Origin of the sequence: Sphingomonas sp. (assembly GCF_026460985.1) — a bacterium.
In the GTDB taxonomy this organism is placed as follows: Bacteria; Pseudomonadota; Alphaproteobacteria; order Sphingomonadales; family Sphingomonadaceae; genus Sphingomonas.
Genome location: NZ_JAPKNM010000067.1, coordinates 64,212 through 81,015 on the forward strand (window position 1 = coordinate 64,212; position 16,804 = coordinate 81,015).

Here is a 16,804-nt window from a genome sequence, read left to right on the forward strand (position 1 = left end):
TGACCAAAGGAACCGTCATGCGCAGGAAGCTCTTCTGGATCGCCGCCGCCGGGCTGGCCGCGACCGCCGTCACCCTGTCGGCGCCCAGCATCGCCCACCACGCCTTCGCCGCCGAATTCGATTCCTCCAAGCCGGTCACGATCGACGGCGTCGTCACCAAGGCCCGGTTCGTCAATCCGCACAGCTGGATCTATGTCGACGTGCGCGGGCGGGACGGCAAGGTGACCAACTGGGGCTTCGAGTTCGGTACGCCGAGCTCGCTCCGCGCCAAGGGGCTGGACAGGGCCGACGTCGCCTTCGGGACGAAGATCCGCGTCAACGGCTTCCGCGCCAAGAATGGCGGCCCCTTCGGCTATGCCACGGTGATCGTGCTGCCGGGCGGGCGCAAGGTGCAGACCGGCGGCGCGCCCGACGCCCCGCGGCCGACCGGTCGCTGAGATGACGATGGCATCCCCAAGGTTACTCGCCACGGCGGCGGCGCTTCTCGCGCTGGTTCCGGCCGCGGCGGTGGGCCAGGCCGCCGGAGCGGCGGCTGCGGCAAATGCGCCGGCTCCCGCGATTCCACGGCTGGCCAGCGGAAAGCCCGATTTCTCCGGTATATGGGAGACGTTGAGCGAGGCCGATTACGATCTCGAGCCGCATGCCGGCCGGCGCGACGCGCCGCCGAGCCCGGGCGTGGTCGAGGGCCGTGCGATCCCCTATCTGCCTGGCGCGCTGGCCCGGAAGCAGGCGAACTTCGCCGCGCGCGCCAAGGAGGATCCGCGGCTCAAATGCTGGGTGCTGGGGGTGCCGCGCGGCGTCTACTACCGGGCGCCCTTCCAGATCCTCCAGCGCGACGCGGACCTGACGCTGATCCACCAGTTCGGCAACCAGGTGCGCGTGATCCATACCGACGGCTCGCTGCACCCGGTCGACCAGCACCAGGAGCTGTTCCTCGGCGATTCCCGCGCGAAATGGGAAGGCGACACTTTGGTCGTCGACGTCACCGACTTCAACGAGGAAACCTGGCTCGACCGCGCCGGCAATTATCACAGCGAGGCGCTGCACGTCGTCGAGCGCTGGAGCTTCGTCGACAAGGATACGATCGCCTATTCGGCGACGCTGGAAGATCCGAAGGTGTTCAGCAAACCGTGGACGGTCAACGTGCTGCTCCACCGCCGCCGCGACCGCGATTTCCAGCTGATCGAGGACTATTGCTACACGCTCGAATACGAGCAGTTCTATCCGCACAAGGACGGCAAATGATGCGTCGCACTCCCTATCTGCTGCTCGTCGCCGCTTCGATCGGGGGCGCACAGCCCCTGGCGGCGCAGACCGCGCCGGCCCAGGCCGGGGGCACGGAGAATCCGCGCCGGAGCAAGGACGTCCCGGTCATCGCCTCGGGAGCATGGACGGGGCCGCGCACGCCCGACGGGCAGCCCGACGTCACGGGCTTCTATTCGAACACGGTCGGCAACCACGGCAACTTCACCGATCCCCAGGCCGGCCCGCCGGGCGAGGCGTCGAGCGCGGCGCGCCTGCCGCGCGACCAGCGCGCGCCGAGCCGGGTGTCCGATCCGGCCGACGGCCAGATCCCCTATCTGCCAGCAGCCCGCGCGCTCCAGCAGGATTTCGCGAAGAACTTCCCCAATCCGGTCAAGCCCCGCTACGTGGAGCCGCTCGCGCGCTGCGCCCCCGCCGGCTCGCCCAAATCCTTCATGTGGCATGGCTTCGAGATCCGCCAATATCCGGGCGCGGTGCTGTTCTGGTTCGATTCCGGATGGCGGCTCGTGCGGCTGGACGACGCGCCTCGTCTCGCGCCTTCGATCAAGCTGTGGAACGGCGCGTCGCGCGGGCATTGGGAAGGCAACACGCTGGTCGTCGAGGTGACCAACAACAACGGCAAGGCACTGTTCGGCCGCTATGGCGACTATATGAGCGAGAACGCCACCGTCCTCGAACGCTATGTGTTCGACAGTAATGGCCAGCGCTTCAACTATGTCGCGACCTTCACCGACCCGACGGTCTATGCGCGGCCATGGACCGCGACCATTCCGGTCCGGCGCTACACCGCTGCCGACGAGCCCGATGGCTGGAACTTCGACGTCCAGCCGGTCAACCAGCCGGGCCAGCCCAAGCGCTACGAGCATGCCGAGCGGATCTGCGTCGAGAATAACGGCCCGTTCGGCGGCGGCGCCGTGGGCGTGCCCTCGGACGGACCGGTGATCGCGCGCTAGGGCGAATCGACATTCAGGCGATCGAGAGTTTTCAATCCTCCCCCGCCAGGGGGAGGTGTCGCCGAAGGCGACGGAGGGGGAGGTAAGCGGCGCACTCTCCAATTGAGCCCAGTGCTTCCGCCCCCTCCGTCACGCTGCGCGTGCCACCTCCCCCTGGCGGGGGAGGACTGAAAGACCGATACGCGCTAGGCGCGACTCAGCCGATCGCGGCCAGGGCGACTGTCTCGCGCGGCAAATGCAGGTCGCGCCAGTCGGAGAAGGGCAGCAGTGCCTCCGGGCGATTGAGCGCGCCTCGCCGGGCGCCGCTCAGCACGGCCGAATCGAGATGCGGCGCCAGCGCCTCGACGAAGCGATAGGCGTAGTTGCGGAGCAGCACGCCGCGGGGGATCGCCACCTTGGTGGTGCTGATGCCGAAGGGCCCGTTCGAGCCCGGCACCGCGATGAGCCCTTCGCTCGGCTGATCGGTCATCGCCATCTGCGCGACGATCCCCACGCCGAGACCCAGCTCGACATAGGCCTTGATGACGTCGGCATCGGTCGCGGTGAGCCGGACATCGGGGGCCACGCCCGCCGCTTCGAACGCGGCGTCGATCTTCGATCGGCCCGAGAAGCCGGGATTGTAGGTGATGATCGGATATTCGGCGATGTCGGCCAGCGTCGGATCGGCCTTGTCCAGCAGCGGATGGTGCGGCGGGACCACGGCCACATGCTCCCAGGTGAAGCAGGGATGCGTCTCGAGCTCGGGAAAAGCGTCGACGGCCTCGGTCGCCACGCCGATATCGGCTTCTCCGCGCACCAGCGTCTCGGCGACATATTTGGGCGAGCCCTGCCGCAGCTCGATCTCGACATTGGGGTAGAGGCTGGTGAAGTGCAGCAAGGTCGGCGGGATGACGTAGCGCGCCTGGTTGTGCGTCGTCGCGATGATCAGCCGGCCGTGATCCTCCTGGGTGAACTGCTCCGACAGCCGCTTGAGGTTGTCGGCTTCCGCGAGGAGGCTGTTGATCACCCGGACCACATTCTCGCCCGCCGGGGTGATGCCGACGAGCCGCTTGCCGCGGCGGACGAAGATCTCGAAGCCGAGCTCGGCCTCGAGTTCCTTGATCTGCTTGCTCACGCCGGACTGCGACGTGAACAGCACGTTGGCGACCTCGGTGAGGTTGAGGTTGTTCTGCACCGCGGCGCGGACATATTTGAGCTGCTGGAAATTCATCCGCGCGCCTCGCCGCCCTGCGCGCTGGCGGGGCGCATCCGCTCCTTCGCCGAAAGAGGATTTTCGATCATGGATTCTACCCCTTCGTCACCAAGGTAAATCCTATCTGATCAGTAGGAATAAATATCCTACTCTTTGTTGGGACGGCGAAAGCTGAGCTTGGCTGCGCGGGCGCGCTGTTCTTCAGCCCGCTGGGAAGGGCTTGCCCGCGGCGCCGCGCTCCCAGATGATCGCCTGGTCGAGCGGGCCGGCGCGGATCAGGCGGCTGTCGACATTGACCTCGCCCATGCCGTTGATCCCGTACAGCGCCTCCGCCGCCCCGGCCTTGCCGCCGGCCCGGGCAAGATCGTCCAGGACGCCGCGGCTGACCGCGTTCTGGCCCATCTGCATGAGCGCCGCGTCGCGCGTGCCGGCGACGATCACGAAGCGATTGCCGGTAGGGCCGGCGAAGGTCGCCAGATAGCCATAGTCAGGATACATGGCGTCGCCCCGGTGCGGCGCGCCGCCGCCGCTCTCGAACCGCTGTCGGGTCCGGTTGTCGACGATGTCGTCATAGGTCTCGCCGATCGAATAGCGCGAACCAGCGAAGGTGGCGTCGCGGAGCAGGCCGAGGCCGCTGAGATAGCCGACATAGACGATGTTGCTGTCGCGCAGCATCGCCGGGGTGAGGCTCGACACGGGCAAGACGCGAAGGTCGCGCGCGCCCTGGAGCGCGAGCGTGACGTTCATCACCGCGCTGGCGCTCCCCACCGGCAGATAGTGCAGCCCCAGATCCCTGTAACCCGCCGAGCGCTCCGGATTGTCGCGCGCGAACTGGTTGAGGTCCTCCGGCGAGTTGACCGTATATTCGCGCACCAGCCGGCCGGGGCCTCCGCCCGGCCCCATATCGGCGAAGATGTAATAGTCGCCGATCGCGACGATCGTCGGCTTGCCGTTGCCGGTCACCGCCTTCCACGGCTGGACGTCGGCGAGCCGCGCCGGCGCCGAGGACCCGGCATTCGCGGCCATGATCGTCCATGCGCCCACCGCGCAGAGGCTCGCCAGTGCTACCGCGGCAACGGCGAGACCCGCCCGGCGCAGCCATTGCGGGCGTCGCACCGGCGGGGCCTTCTCGCGCAGCGCGAGCCGATACTCGCCGCGCGGGATGGTCAGCCCCTGGCCGTCGCCGATCGCCTCCAGTCGGCGGCGAAGCTTGTGGACATAGACGCGCGCCACTGCGTCGCGCGAGGGGTCGAAGTCCGGCTGCCGGCCGAAGACTTCGATCGCGACCTCCGATTCCTTGGGCGATCGTCCGGCGAGGCTGCTCTCTGCCAGATAGTCGAACAGCCGGCGCACGAGCGTCGAACGGCCCAGCGCCGGATCGCCGCGGGCCGCCTCGATTGCCCTGCTCAGCGCCGCGGGATCGGACATGCCCTTCTTTTACCGGCAAATCGCCCGCCGGAAAGCGGGCGACGGCATGGGATTTCTTGGGGCGCGACAACGTTCATGAACGTTGCTGGAACCGTTACGCGCGAGCGTTCCGAAGCGGAACTCCCGCAAACCCCGGACGGACCGCGGTCCGACCTATTGGGGAGCCTTTCGTGAATCCTTCGTCCCGTCTCGCTTTGCGTGCGACTGCCGCATTGCTTCTGCTGCATGCCGGCTGCGCCGCCGCCCTTGCCGACGACCGGCGCCAACGGAGTGATACGACAGGCGAGACCGCCGATCCTGCGGAGGGGCCCGCGGACGACGATCAGGAGGAGATCGTCGTGTTCGGCCGGGGCGAGCTCAAGATCGGCATCGCCCAGTCCGCGAGCGAAGGCACGATCGGCGGCTCCGACCTGCTCGTGCGCCCGCTGTTGCGCACCGCCGAACTGCTCGAGGCGGTGCCCGGCATGGTCGCCGCCCAGCATTCGGGCAGCGGCAAGGCCAACCAGTATTTCCTGCGCGGCTTCAACCTCGATCACGGCTCGGACTTCACCACCTATATCGACGGCGTGCAGATGAACTTCCGCACCCATGGCCATGGCCAGGGCTATCTCGACCTCAACGGCCTCATCCCCGAGATCATCGACCGCGAGGATTTCCGGAAGGGGCCGTATCGCGCCGATGGCGGCGACTTCGCCCTGGCCGGCGCCGCGTACATGACGACGATCGATCGCTATGCGCGTCCCTGGCTTTCGGCCGAGCTCGGCTCCTACGGGCACCGGCGCCTCGCCGCGGGCGGCACGGTGAACGCGGTCGGCGGCGACCTGACCTTCGCGGGCGAATACCGCATCTATGACGGGCCGTGGCAGCAGCCCGAGCGCCTGCGCCACTATGCCGGTTTCGCCAAATATAGCCGGGCGACCGGGATCGGCATGCTCGAGCTTTCGGCGCACGGCTATCGCGGCACCTGGCGGCCCACCGAGCAGATACCCGAACGGATCATCGGCTCCCTGGTCTGCGCGGACAGGTTCTGCTCGCCCGATCCGACCGCCACCGGCGAGACCACGCGCTTCGTGGTCAACGCCCGGCTCTCCGGCGCCAGTTGGCGCGTGAACGCCTATGCCCAGTTCTACGACTGGAACATGTTCTCGAACCCCGAATATGCCGCCGATGACGGGACCAGCGCGCAGATCCACCAGATCGACAAGCGGCGCGTCTATGGCCTGACCGGCGAGAAGAGCTGGTCGCTCGGCGACACGATCGAGCTCACGCTGGGCACCGAGAACCGGTACGACGATATCGCTCGGGTCGGCGTGCAGCACAGCGCCGCGCGCCAGTTCGTGAACTCGTTCGGCCTCTACAGCGTCAAGGAAGCCTCGGCGGCGCTCTACGGATCGGCCACCTTCCGCCCCGCCAAGGGATTGCGCCTGATCGGCAGCCTGCGCGGCGACTATTATCATTATTCCGCGCGCGCGCTCGATGCCGAAGCCGCGGCGCTCGGCCAAGGCTCGGGCGACGACGCCATCCTGTCGCCGAAGCTCCAGCTCGCCTATCAGCTCGACGACAGGATCGAGCTCTATGCCGGCTGGGGCCGCGGCTTCCATTCGAACGACGTGCGCGGTGCCGTGACCGCGACGCCGGTGCCGGTGCTGGTGTCCGGAACGGGCAAGGAGCTGGGCGCGCGGCTTCAGTTCAACCGGCTGTCGATCACTGCGACCTGGTGGTGGCTGAACCTCGGCAGCGAGCTCCGGTTCGTCGGCGATTCCAATGCGGTCGAGCCGAGCAGCGCCAGCCATCGCCGCGGCTATGAGATCGTCGCCTTCTGGCGCCCTTTTCCCTGGCTCGCGATTGACGCCAACTACACCGCCAGCCACGCGCGCTACGACAATGGCGACTATATCCCCAATGCCTTCGAGAACGCGGCCTCGGCCGGGATCTCCCTGGTCACCGACCGGTGGGAAGCCAGCCTCCGCCTCCGCCACCTCGGTGCCTATCCGTTGATCGAGGACAATTCCCAGCGCGACCGCGGCAGCGACGTCGTGAACTTGCGCGGCGCGCGCAAGTTCGGCGATTTCCAGGTCTATGCCGAGGTGCTGAACCTGCTGGGGAGCCGCGACAGGGACATCGCCTATTGGTACCGATCCTATATTCCCGCCTTCGACGCGTCGCCCGTCGAGGGACGCCTCAGCCGCGTCGTCGAGCCGCGCACGCTTCGAATCGGGATAAGGTACAGCCTCTAGGAGCGGTACCCGCGGGTCAGTAGGTCGCGGTCAGCGCCAGCGACAGATAGAGCGTATCGCCGGTGCGCGGCGCGTTGGGCGCGTTCCGCAACACGCCCCTTTTGGCCAGCCACAGGCCATTGGCCTCCGCGCGCAGCCGCTCCGGAACCAGCCAGTGGCGAAGCCGGCCTTCGAGCTGGTGCCCGGCGAAATTCCCGGATGCGCCGCTTGGATCCCGTACGCCGGTGGTCGAGAAGCTGTCGGTCCGGCTCGCGAGCCACATCGGCCGGTAGCCGAGGAAGCCTTCGGTCCTGGCGGTCGGACGCGCCTCGAGCCGCACGCCGATGGTACGGATATTGGTCCGCCCGATCGCGGCGTAGATGCCGGAGGGCCCGAAATCGGGTCGGCGCATTCCGAACAATGTGTCGAAGCGGCCGTAGCCGGCGCCGGGGCCGTCGCCCGAGGCATGGTCGTATTCGATCGAAAGCCGCGGCTTCCAGCCACCGGCGAAGGAATAGCCGATATCGGCATGGACGAACCAGGCCGAGACGTCGAGCTCGGGTGCGGTGGGTGCGATGCTCGCGCGGATGCTGCCGAATTGGTAGATGCCCTCGGCTTCGAAGTCGAACCTGCCGGGCGCGGGCTCGCGGATCACGCGCGCGTCCACATTGTGGAGCCGGCGGTTGCGTGTCGGACGCCCCGGGGCGTCACGCTCCAGAAAGCCGAAATAGCCCAATTCGACCGCAGCTTTGCCCCAGGCACGCGGCTTGGTGACGAGCCCGCCCCACAATCGCGTGTCGAAATCCTCGCGGTCGAGCTCGACGCGGTTGGCGAGAATGCCGGCTCGCGTGTCGGGCAGCCGGGTCTGGGGCAGCACGTAGATCAGCGTTGCCGAGGTGCCGTCGCGGGTCCGGAGATCGGCGCGGAGACCGGTATAGCCGCTGGTGGTGTTGCGATAGTCGTCGGCGGAGACGAGGCGGCGCGAGCCGAGGTTGAGCGTGAAGCGGCCCGCCTGCAGCGTCGCCGAGCTGCCGCGCCCGAACGGATTGACGAAATCGGCGGCGAGATAGGCCTGGACCGGTTCGAGGGCGTTTACTTCGCTCGTCCCGATCACGCTGCCGGGATCGACACCATAAGCGCGGCTGTCGTAGAGTTCGCCGCCGATGCGGATCGGTCCGCTGTCATATTCGGCGAACAAGGTCGTGCGGATGCTGACGAGATCCTCGCTCTCGGCGAAGCCGGGGCGAACCTGCCCGTCCAGCACTTCGTAGCGGACGCGCATCGACGCCGAGAGCTTCAGATTTTCGGGCGCGCCGACCGCGTCATGGAGAGTCTGCGCCGCGGCCGGAGCCGACGGGATCAGGAACAGGGAAGCGGCGCCGCAAAAGGCGAAACGGGACATGGGATGCGTCTCCTGTGACGCAACGCTTCGGCCGTGGCCTCGCCGGGAGGTTGCAACGTCCCCGGTGGCACATGGTTAGCGGAGATGTTCCACGCCTTTCAAGCCTGCCCGACCGGTCAGGGGAATAGGCGCGCGTGGAGCAGCCGGATCGCGATCGGGCTGCCCGGCGCGAGACCCTCGCGCGCGACGAGATCGAGCTCGATCGGCACGTCGAGACCGTCGACCGCGGCCTGGACCCGGACGCCGCCACCGCGCGGGCGGATCTGGGCGATCACCGCGGGCAGGCCCGGCGCACCGCCTTCAGCCAGCTCGGCCTCGTGCGGGCGGAAATAGAGCTTGCCCGGGCCCGCGGCACCGGCGGGCAAGGGCAGATCGAGCACATGCGCGAGATAGGCGGCGCGGCCGTCGGTCACGGTTACCGGCACGCAGTTCGCCTCGCCGACGAACGCGAAGACGAACGCGTTGGCCGGATTGTGGTAGATTTCATGCGGGGTCGCGATCTGCTCGATCTTGCCCTGGTTCATCACCACCACCCGATCGGCGAGCTCGAGCGCCTCCTCCTGGTCATGCGTGACGAAGATCGAAGTGAGCCCGACCCGGTCGTGCAGCTCGCGCAGCCAGCGGCGCAATTCCTTGCGCACCAATGCGTCGAGCGCGCCGAACGGCTCGTCGAGCAGCAGCAGCCGGGGCTCGACCGCGAGCGCGCGGGCAAGCGCGACGCGCTGGCGCTGCCCGCCCGAGAGCTGCGCCGGATAGCGCTGGCCGAGCTCGCCCAGCTGGACGAGATCGAGCAGCTCCTGGACGCGCGCCTTGATCGCGGCGCGCGACGGGCGGTCGCGGCGTTTGCGGACCGAGAGGCCGAAGCCGATATTGGCGGCGACGGTCATGTGCTTGAACAGCGCATAGTGCTGGAAGACGAAGCCGACGCGGCGCTTGGCGATGCTGAGCGCGGTGATGTCCTCGCCTTCGAACGAGACCCTTCCCTCCTCCGGGAATTCGAGCCCCGCCATGATCCGGAGCAGCGTGGTCTTGCCCGATCCCGACGGGCCGAGCAGCGCCAGGAACTCGCCGGGCTCGGCCTCGAGGCTGATGTCGCGGATGGCGGGATAGTCGCCGAACGTCTTGGTTATCCGGTCGAGTCCGATGCTCAATGGCCTGCCCTTTCGCGAATGCCGTAGCGCCATTCGAGCAGGCTCTTGAGCGCGAGTGTGACGAGTGCGAGCAGCGCCAGCAGCGAAGCGACCGCGAACGCCGCGACGAAGTTGTACTCGTTGTAGAGGATCTCGACATGGAGCGGCATGGTGTTGGTCTTGCCGCGGATATGCCCCGAGACGACCGAGACCGCGCCGAACTCGCCCATGGCACGCGCATTGCACAGCAGCACGCCGTACAGCAGCCCCCAGCGGATATTGGGCAAAGTCACGTGCCGGAAGGTCTGCCAGCCGCTGGCGCCCAGCGAGATCGCCGCCTCCTCGTCGGCCCTGCCCTGCTCCGCCATCAGCGGGATGAGCTCGCGCGCGACGAACGGGAAGGTGACGAAGACGGTCGCCAGCACGATGCCGGGAACCGCGAAGATGATCTCCACGTCGTGCGCCTGGAGCCAGGATCCGAACCAGCCCTGCGCGCCGAACAGCAGCACGAACACCAGCCCCGACACGACCGGCGAGACGGAGAAGGGTAGGTCGATCAGCGTGATCAGCATGCTCTTGCCCGGAAACTGGAACTTGGTGACCGCCCAGGCCGCGGCGACGCCGAAGACCAGGTTGAGCGGAACCGCGATCGCCGCGACGAGCAAGGTCAGCCGGATCGCGGAGAGCACGTCGGGATCGGCGATCGCCTGCGCATAGGCGCCGATGCCCCGAGCGAGCGCCTCGACGAACACCGCGATCAGCGGCACCAGCAGGAACAGCGCCAGATAGGCCAGGCCGACGGCGAGCACGGCGAAGCGGCCCACGCCGCGGGCGGGACGGCGGCGCGCCATCAGTCGGCCATCCTGCGCCGCGCCCAGGCCTGGATCAGGTTGATCGCGAACAGCAGCGCGAACGACGCGAGCAGCATCACCACGGCGATCGCGGTGGCGCCGGCATAGTCATATTGCTCGAGCTGGGTGACGATCAGCAGCGGCGCGATCTCCGAGACATAGGGCATGTTGCCCGCGATGAAGATCACCGAGCCATATTCGCCGACGCCGCGCGCGAAGGCGAGCGTGAAGCCGGTGAGCAGCGCCGGGAACACCGCGGGGAGGATCACGCGGCGGAAGGTCTGGAGCGGACTCGCGCCGAGCGATTCCGCCGCTTCCTCGACATCGGCGCCGAGGTCCGCGAGCACCGGCTCGACCGAGCGCACGACGAAGGGCAGGCCGATGAAGATCAAAGCGACGACGACGCCCAATGGCTTGAACGCGACCTGGACGCCCAGGGGCGCGAGCAAGGATCCGAGCCAGCCATTGGGCGCATAGAGCGTCGTGAGCGCGATGCCCGCGACGGCGGTCGGCAGCGCGAAGGGCAAGTCGACGACCGCGCTGACCAGGCGCTTGCCGGGAAAGTCGTGGCGCACGAGGATCCAGGCGATCGTCAGCCCGAACACCGCGTTGACCGCGGCGGCGATCAGCGCGGCGCCGAAGCTCAGCCGATAGGCGGCGAGGGCACGTTCGGACAGACCGACCTCGGCGAATTGCGCCCAGCCGAGACCCGCCGCGCGCAGGAACAGCGCGCTGAGCGGGATGAGCACGATCAGCCCCAGCCAGGCGAGCGTGAACCCGAAGGTCAGCCCGAAGCCGGGGATGACCGATCGGCGGCGCAGCCAGGCGCCGCGCCGCATCCTTGGCCGCACGGGGGTGGCGATCGCGGTCAGCGCCGGATCCCTGCCTGGATCCGGTCGAACACCGCGCCGTCCGCGAAGAAGCGCGCCTGCGCCGTCTGCCAGCCGCCGAAATCCTTGTCGATCGTGACGAGGTTGAGCGTCGGGAAGGTCGCGGCATGCTTGGCGGCGACGGCCGGGTCGCGCGGCCGGTAATAGTTGCGCGCGATGATCTCCTGCCCCTCGGGCGTGTAGAGGAAGCGCAGATAGGCCTCCGCCAAAGCCGTCGTCCCGCGCTTCTGGGCATTGCCCGAGACCACCGCCACCGGCGGCTCGGCGAGGATCGAGAGCGAGGGCACGACGATGTCGAACTTGCCCGCGCCGAGCTCCTTCTGCGCGAGGAATGCCTCATTCTCCCAGGCGAGCAGCACGTCGCCGATGCCGCGCTCGACGAAGGTCGTCGTCGCGCCGCGCGCGCCCGAATCGAGCACCGGCACATTGGTGTAGAGCCGCTTCACATAGTCCTCGGCGCCCGCCTCCGAGCGGCCGAGCGTGCGGCCATAGGCCCAGGCGGCGAGGAAGTTCCAGCGCGCGCCACCGCTCGTCTTCGGATTGGGCGTGATCACCTGGACGCCGGGCTTCACCAGATCGCCCCAGTCGCGGATCGCCTTGGGATTGCCCTTGCGGACGAGGAACACGATCGTCGAGGTGTAGGGAGCGCTGTTGTCGGGCAGCGCGCTCTGCCAGTTCTTCGGGAGCTTGCCGGTCCTCTCGGCGATCGCGTCGATGTCATAGGCGAGCGCGAGCGTCACCACATCGGCCTCGAGACCGTCGATCACCGCGCGCGATTGCTTGCCCGAGCCGCCATGGCTCTGGTTGATCGTGATGTCCTGGCCGTGCTCCGCCTTCCATTTGGCGGCGAAGGCCGCGTCCACGTCACGGTAGAGCTCGCGGGTCGGATCGTAGGAGACATTGAGGAGCTGGGTGCCCTTGCCGCCCGGCCCCTGGGAATTGCCGCCCGAACATGCCGCGAGAAGCGCCGCAAGCGCCATCGCCGTCGCTTTTCCTGCTTTGCCCAAATTCATGCGTACCTCCCCAATTGGACGGCGCCGTCAGCAACGTGCGCCTCCCCCGCAAAGATCCCGGATGCCCGGAACCGAGAGCGTAATATCCTACTATTCCGATGGACTATCAACCGAAGCAAGGCTTCGGCGGCGCAAACAAAAGCTGCGATCGTGGCGGCATCCTTGAGCGTGTCCGCCGCACCGTCGAGGTCCGCGGGCCCGACCGGTCGCTACCGCCTTGCGATGGTCAGACGGGCTCGAGAGCCGAAATCACCGCGGAGGACGCGGCCGGCATGGAACAGTCCGGCGTGAGGCGCTAACCTGTGGGCCTGAGGTACGGAGGCGTAGCGTTGAAGCGAGCACGATCGATCCTCGGCGCATTGGCACTCGTGCTCATGAGTACTGCGGCGCTCGCGCAGCAATCGCCCGCCGAGCTGCTGGGCCCCTTGTTCGAGGCAGTGCAGACCAAACGTGTCTTCCCGGACGGGAAGACCTTCGTCGACGCGGTTCCCAAGCGCGACGTTCGGGCGATATTGGCGGACTATAGACGTCAGCAGCCTGCCGATCCGACGGCCCTTCGCGCCTTCGTGCTCGCCAACTTCACCGTGCCCGGCGTCAACGACCACGCGGCGACCGATGTACGCCAGCATGTCCGGGCATTGTGGCCGATGCTGATCCGGCAACCCGTCTCTCCCGCGCCCGGAAGCTCGGCATTGCGGGTCCCGGCGCCGCATGTCGTCCCCGGCGGTCGATTTCGGGAAATCTACTATTGGGACAGCTATTTCACCATGCTCGGGCTGGCCGTCGACGGCCAGCAGCCGCTCATCGAATCGATGCTCGAAGCCTTCACTGCGTCGATCGAGGAGCATGGGCACATCCCGAACGGCATGCGGACCTATTATCTCAGCCGCTCGCAGCCGCCCTTCTTCGCCTTGATGCTCGATCTCTCGCGGAACGCCGATCCCGCGACGGCGGCGCGCAGGCTGGCCGCGCTCCGCCGCGAGCATGCCTTCTGGATGAAGGGCGCGGCCTGCCTCGATGCCGGCGGCGCGTGCCTGCGGGTGGTGCGCATGCCGGACGGCAGCTTGCTCAACCGCTATTATGACGATCGCGACACCCCGCGCGACGAATCCTTTGCGGAGGACGTCGCCACCGCGGCGGAAGCACGGGCCGCAGGGCGCGACCCGAGGCTCGTCCAGCGCAATTTGCGGGCGGGTGCGGAGAGCGGATGGGACTTCAGCAGTCGCTGGCTCGCCGATGGCCGCTCGCTTGCCACCATCCGCACGATCGACATCGTTCCCGTGGACCTCAACAGCCTGATGCTGGCGATGGAAGAGCGGATCGCGACCCGTTGCGCCGCCGCGGGCGATACCGCCTGCGCCGCGGAATTCGCGGGGTCTGCCCAACGGCGCAAGGCTGCGATCGCGCGCTATCTCTGGGTCGCGCGCGAAGGCCGTTTCGCCGACTGGGACCGTATCGCGCAGCGACCGACCCCGGCGCTCACCGCCGCCACGCTGTTCCCTTTGTTCGTCGGCGCAGCCACGCCCGGCCAGGCGGCGCGCGTCGCGGCGACCGTCCGCCGCACGCTGCTCGCGCCGGGCGGGTTGCGCACCACGACCAGCCGGACCGGGCTCCAATGGGATTCGCCCAATGGCTGGGCACCGCTCCAATGGGTCGCGATCGACGGGCTGGCGCGATACGGGCAGACCGATCTGGCGCGCGAGATCGCGCGGCGCTGGGCGGACACCGTCGCGCGCACCTATGCCGAGACGGGCAAGATGCTCGAAAAATACGATGTCGAGGAGCGCAAGCCCGGGGGCGGCGGGGAATATCCCACCCAGGACGGCTTCGGATGGACCAACGGCGTCTTCAGCGCGATCGACGAGCGCTGGCCGGATCTGATGCGCGAGCGCCGACGCGATTGAGGGTCGGCCGGGCCGTTCCCCCCACCGACGATGCTGGACGAGCATGGGCCCGCCCTCCGGCCGGAGCCGGAGGACGGGGCATGATCAGAAGCTTAGCGCCGCGCTGAAGCGGAACGAGCGGCCGAGGATCGGCCGCGCCAGGATCGGCCCCGATCCCTGCGATCCGATGATGCGCGGATTGCCTTCGGTGAGGCCGATCTCGTCGGTCAGGTTGTTGCCGGTCACCTGGAGCTTGATCCGCTCGGCGACATCGACCGAGACGCCAGCGTCGAGCTGGTAGAAATGCGGCAGCAGCTGGTTGTTCTCCGGGTCCGAGAAACGGTCGCCGGTATATTGCAGCGTGGCGAAGATCGAAGGCCGGACGCTGCCGAGATCGAGCTCATAAGCCGGCGTCACGCGCCACGCCCAGCGCGGCTGGCGCTGCACGCGGTTGCCGGTGTTGTCGATCGTGCCGCCGCCGGTGAAGAAATCCACGTAGCTCGCGTCGAGCCAAGTGCCCGCTGCCGACAGGCTGAAGCCGCGGAACGGCCGGATCGCGCCCTCGATCTCGACGCCCGTCGCCTTCGCGCCGCCGATCTGGCTCAGCGGCACGTTGTTGACGAGCTGGGTGGTCGCCAGCCCGTCGAACTTGTTGTGGAACAGAGTGGCGTAGAGGTTGACCAGCGGCGTCGAGACCTTGAGGCCGCCTTCATAGGTCTCGACTTCGGCAGTGACGGCAAGGCCGGTGTCGTTCGCGATGTCCGCGTCCGAGGCGTCGCGCAGATTGTCGAACTGCGGGAAGCTGTTGCCGCGGCTGTAGCGCGCAAACAGGCCGATCTGGCGCGTGACGTCGTAGTTGACGCCTGCGGTCCACGACCAGGCCGAATCCGAATAGTCGATCCGGCGCGGGCCGCCGAACACCGAGACCGCATTGTCGTAGAGCGTGCCGGCGTTGCCGTCGAGGTCGACGGTCCCGCCCGGGGTGCGGATCGTTCCGTTCACCGTGTGCCGCTGCCAGCGCACGCCGCCGTCGACGCGCAGCTCGGGGGTGATCTGGAACTCGTCGACCGCGTAGAAGGCATAGTCGCTGCCGTCGTAGCGGCCGTCGACGATGAAGCCCGGACCGCTGGTGAAGCCGTTCAGCGTCGCGGTCCGGCCGCCGTTCAGCGTCATGTCGAGCAGCCGCGCATTGGGCTCGCCGGTGAGCAGCAACTGGTTGCCGAGCGACCAGCTGTCGCGCGAGGTATAGTTGGCATAGTAGAAGCCGCCCGTCAGCTTGTTCGCGCCGGCGGTCCATTCGAAGCCCGTATCGGCGACGAAGGACGAAATCTTCTTGCGCACCTCCCAGACGCCGGCGCGCATCACCGGCGTGGTCGCCGCGAGCGTGCCACCCCCGTCGACATAGCCGAGGCTCGCGATCGTCGAGCCCGCGCCGCCCAGCGTCACCGCCATGTCCGAAGCCGCGATCGGCGCTTCGGCCGGCACCAGCCCCACCGTATCGGCATTGCCGCCGAGATAGCTGAGACGCTCGCGCAGCCGGAAACCGTCGGCGACTTCGTACTCGAAGTTGATGCCGGTGTTGAACACGTCGGCGCCGCGTCCGTCGGCGAGGTCGACGGTGCGGCCGACCAGATTGGTCGTGACGCGGGTTTCGCGCCCGGGGAGCGCGCCGGTGCCGGCGTTGAAGCCCGGATATTCGCTGATCTCGCTGCCGTTCTGGACGATCGGGATCGGCAGCAGCCATTGGCCGTGATCGTTCAGGTAGCGCGCATAGATCTCGACCGAGCCGCGATTGTCGAAATCATGGTGGATGTTGGCGGTGACCTGCCCGCCCTTCTCGGCGCGGAACTGCGGATCGCGGACGCCGTTGCCCTGGGCGTAATAGCCGCCGATCATGAAGCCGGTGTCTTCATTGAGCGGACCCGAGACCCAGGCATCGCCGCGGATCTCGCCGAAATCGGTATAGGAGACCTTGCCGAGCCCGTGGAAGTCGCGGCCGCCGGTGCGCGGCACGACGTTGACGGTGAGGCCGGGCTGGCCGTTCGAGAAGAGCGAACCCGTGCCGCCGCGAACCGCCTCGACCCGCTGCACCGTCTCGTCCAGGCGGATCAGCTGCGAATTCTCGAGGAACGACAAGGTGGGCGGCGGGAAGATCGGCACGCCGGCGAGTTGGAAGGTGACGAACTGCGCGTCACCGCCCGAAGGATAGCCGCGCACGAAGATGTTGGCGCCGTTCTGGCCGCCCGAGCTCTCGGCCATCACGCCGGGCACCGTGCGCAGCAGGTCGGCGGTGCTGTTGGGTGCGGCGCGCTCGATCGCCTCGCTGCTCAGCGTGGTGACCGCGAAGGCGGCATCCTGCCGCCGCGTCCCGCCGCCGGCCGTGCCGACCACGACGATTTCCTCGCCGTCGCCGTCCGGTTCGCTCGCGACGTTCGCTTCGGCCTGGGTCGCTTGCGCGTCCGTGGTCTGGGCGGCGGCGCGGTCGGCCAGCATCAGCGCGGCCGGCGCGGCGCCGAGAAGGAGCAGGTTGAGTGTGCTGCGGAGACTTTTCATAAGATCCTCCCTTATGGCCCCGGGCATTGC

The 16,804-nt window shown here is 68.0% G+C and carries 13 protein-coding genes; 5 read left to right on the top strand and 8 right to left on the bottom strand.

Annotated features, from left to right (window positions below; genetic code table 11):
- Positions 1-17: 17 nt before the first annotated feature.
- The 3 genes from MT490_RS11020 to MT490_RS11030 are packed head-to-tail and all read left to right on the top strand — an operon-like array spanning position 18 to position 2,216.
- Entirely contained in the window at positions 18-437 is a 420-nt protein-coding gene (locus MT490_RS11020; RefSeq protein ID WP_297387250.1) for a DUF6152 family protein, read from the top strand.
- 1 nt (position 438) lies between these two features.
- Positions 439-1,245, top strand: coding sequence for a hypothetical protein (locus MT490_RS11025; protein WP_297387253.1), 807 nt, complete (start codon positions 439-441; stop codon positions 1,243-1,245).
- On the top strand, positions 1,242-2,216 hold the full coding sequence (locus MT490_RS11030; protein WP_297387255.1) for a hypothetical protein: 975 nt from the start codon (positions 1,242-1,244) through the stop codon (positions 2,214-2,216). The genes MT490_RS11025 and MT490_RS11030 overlap by 4 nt, the downstream gene beginning before the upstream one ends.
- A gap of 196 nt (positions 2,217-2,412) precedes the next feature.
- Here MT490_RS11030 and MT490_RS11035 read toward each other — a convergent pair whose 3' ends face one another.
- Together MT490_RS11035 and MT490_RS11040 are read right to left on the bottom strand one after the other, a co-directional pair.
- Positions 2,413-3,426, bottom strand: coding sequence for a LysR substrate-binding domain-containing protein (locus MT490_RS11035; RefSeq protein WP_297387258.1), 1,014 nt, complete (start codon positions 3,424-3,426; stop codon positions 2,413-2,415).
- 183 nt (positions 3,427-3,609) lie between these two features.
- Positions 3,610-4,836: a helix-turn-helix domain-containing protein gene (locus MT490_RS11040; protein WP_297387260.1), complete on the bottom strand. Its 1,227-nt coding sequence runs from the start codon at positions 4,834-4,836 to the stop codon at positions 3,610-3,612.
- A gap of 194 nt (positions 4,837-5,030) precedes the next feature.
- Here MT490_RS11040 and MT490_RS11045 point away from each other — a divergent pair, with 194 nt between their 5' ends.
- Positions 5,031-7,073: a TonB-dependent receptor gene (locus MT490_RS11045; RefSeq protein ID WP_297387262.1), complete on the top strand. Its 2,043-nt coding sequence runs from the start codon at positions 5,031-5,033 to the stop codon at positions 7,071-7,073.
- A gap of 16 nt (positions 7,074-7,089) precedes the next feature.
- Here the strand turns inward: MT490_RS11045 and MT490_RS11050 are convergent, their stop codons facing one another.
- From MT490_RS11050 to MT490_RS11070, 5 genes are all read right to left on the bottom strand, one after another.
- Positions 7,090-8,454, bottom strand: coding sequence for an alginate export family protein (locus MT490_RS11050; protein ID WP_297387266.1), 1,365 nt, complete (start codon positions 8,452-8,454; stop codon positions 7,090-7,092).
- A gap of 116 nt (positions 8,455-8,570) precedes the next feature.
- The gene (locus MT490_RS11055) at positions 8,571-9,605 is read right to left on the bottom strand and encodes a sulfate/molybdate ABC transporter ATP-binding protein (RefSeq protein WP_297387269.1); all 1,035 of its coding nucleotides are present in this window, start codon (positions 9,603-9,605) and stop codon (positions 8,571-8,573) included.
- Entirely contained in the window at positions 9,602-10,435 is an 834-nt protein-coding gene (gene cysW, locus MT490_RS11060; RefSeq protein WP_297387272.1) for a sulfate ABC transporter permease subunit CysW, read from the bottom strand. The genes MT490_RS11055 and cysW overlap by 4 nt, the downstream gene beginning before the upstream one ends.
- Positions 10,435-11,274, bottom strand: coding sequence for a sulfate ABC transporter permease subunit CysT (cysT, locus tag MT490_RS11065; protein WP_297387275.1), 840 nt, complete (start codon positions 11,272-11,274; stop codon positions 10,435-10,437). The genes cysW and cysT overlap by 1 nt, the downstream gene beginning before the upstream one ends.
- Positions 11,275-11,303: 29 nt before the next feature.
- A complete protein-coding gene (locus MT490_RS11070) occupies positions 11,304-12,338 on the bottom strand; it encodes a sulfate ABC transporter substrate-binding protein (RefSeq protein ID WP_297387277.1) in 1,035 nt (344 codons plus the stop codon).
- A 368-nt stretch (positions 12,339-12,706) separates the two neighbouring features.
- On the opposite strand from MT490_RS11070, the gene treA reads away from it, so the two are divergent.
- A complete protein-coding gene (gene treA, locus MT490_RS11075) occupies positions 12,707-14,242 on the top strand; it encodes an alpha,alpha-trehalase TreA (protein ID WP_363321744.1) in 1,536 nt (511 codons plus the stop codon).
- Between the two features lie 84 nt (positions 14,243-14,326).
- On the opposite strand, the gene MT490_RS11080 is transcribed toward treA, so the two are convergent.
- Entirely contained in the window at positions 14,327-16,774 is a 2,448-nt protein-coding gene (locus MT490_RS11080) for a TonB-dependent receptor (protein WP_297387280.1), read from the bottom strand.
- Between the last annotated feature and the right edge of the window lie 30 nt (positions 16,775-16,804).

Coding starts and splice junctions, on each gene's coding strand:
- MT490_RS11020 (WP_297387250.1), top strand. CDS start 18: ATGCGCAGGAAGCTCTTCTGGATCGCCGCCGCCGGGCTGGCCGCGACC.
- MT490_RS11025 (WP_297387253.1), top strand. CDS start 439: ATGACGATGGCATCCCCAAGGTTACTCGCCACGGCGGCGGCGCTTCTC.
- MT490_RS11030 (WP_297387255.1), top strand. CDS start 1,242: ATGATGCGTCGCACTCCCTATCTGCTGCTCGTCGCCGCTTCGATCGGG.
- MT490_RS11035 (WP_297387258.1), bottom strand. CDS start 3,426: ATGAATTTCCAGCAGCTCAAATATGTCCGCGCCGCGGTGCAGAACAAC.
- MT490_RS11040 (WP_297387260.1), bottom strand. CDS start 4,836: ATGTCCGATCCCGCGGCGCTGAGCAGGGCAATCGAGGCGGCCCGCGGC.
- MT490_RS11050 (WP_297387266.1), bottom strand. CDS start 8,454: ATGTCCCGTTTCGCCTTTTGCGGCGCCGCTTCCCTGTTCCTGATCCCG.
- cysW (WP_297387272.1), bottom strand. CDS start 10,435: ATGGCGCGCCGCCGTCCCGCCCGCGGCGTGGGCCGCTTCGCCGTGCTC.
- cysT (WP_297387275.1), bottom strand. CDS start 11,274: ATGCGGCGCGGCGCCTGGCTGCGCCGCCGATCGGTCATCCCCGGCTTC.
- MT490_RS11070 (WP_297387277.1), bottom strand. CDS start 12,338: ATGAATTTGGGCAAAGCAGGAAAAGCGACGGCGATGGCGCTTGCGGCG.
- MT490_RS11080 (WP_297387280.1), bottom strand. CDS start 16,774: ATGAAAAGTCTCCGCAGCACACTCAACCTGCTCCTTCTCGGCGCCGCG.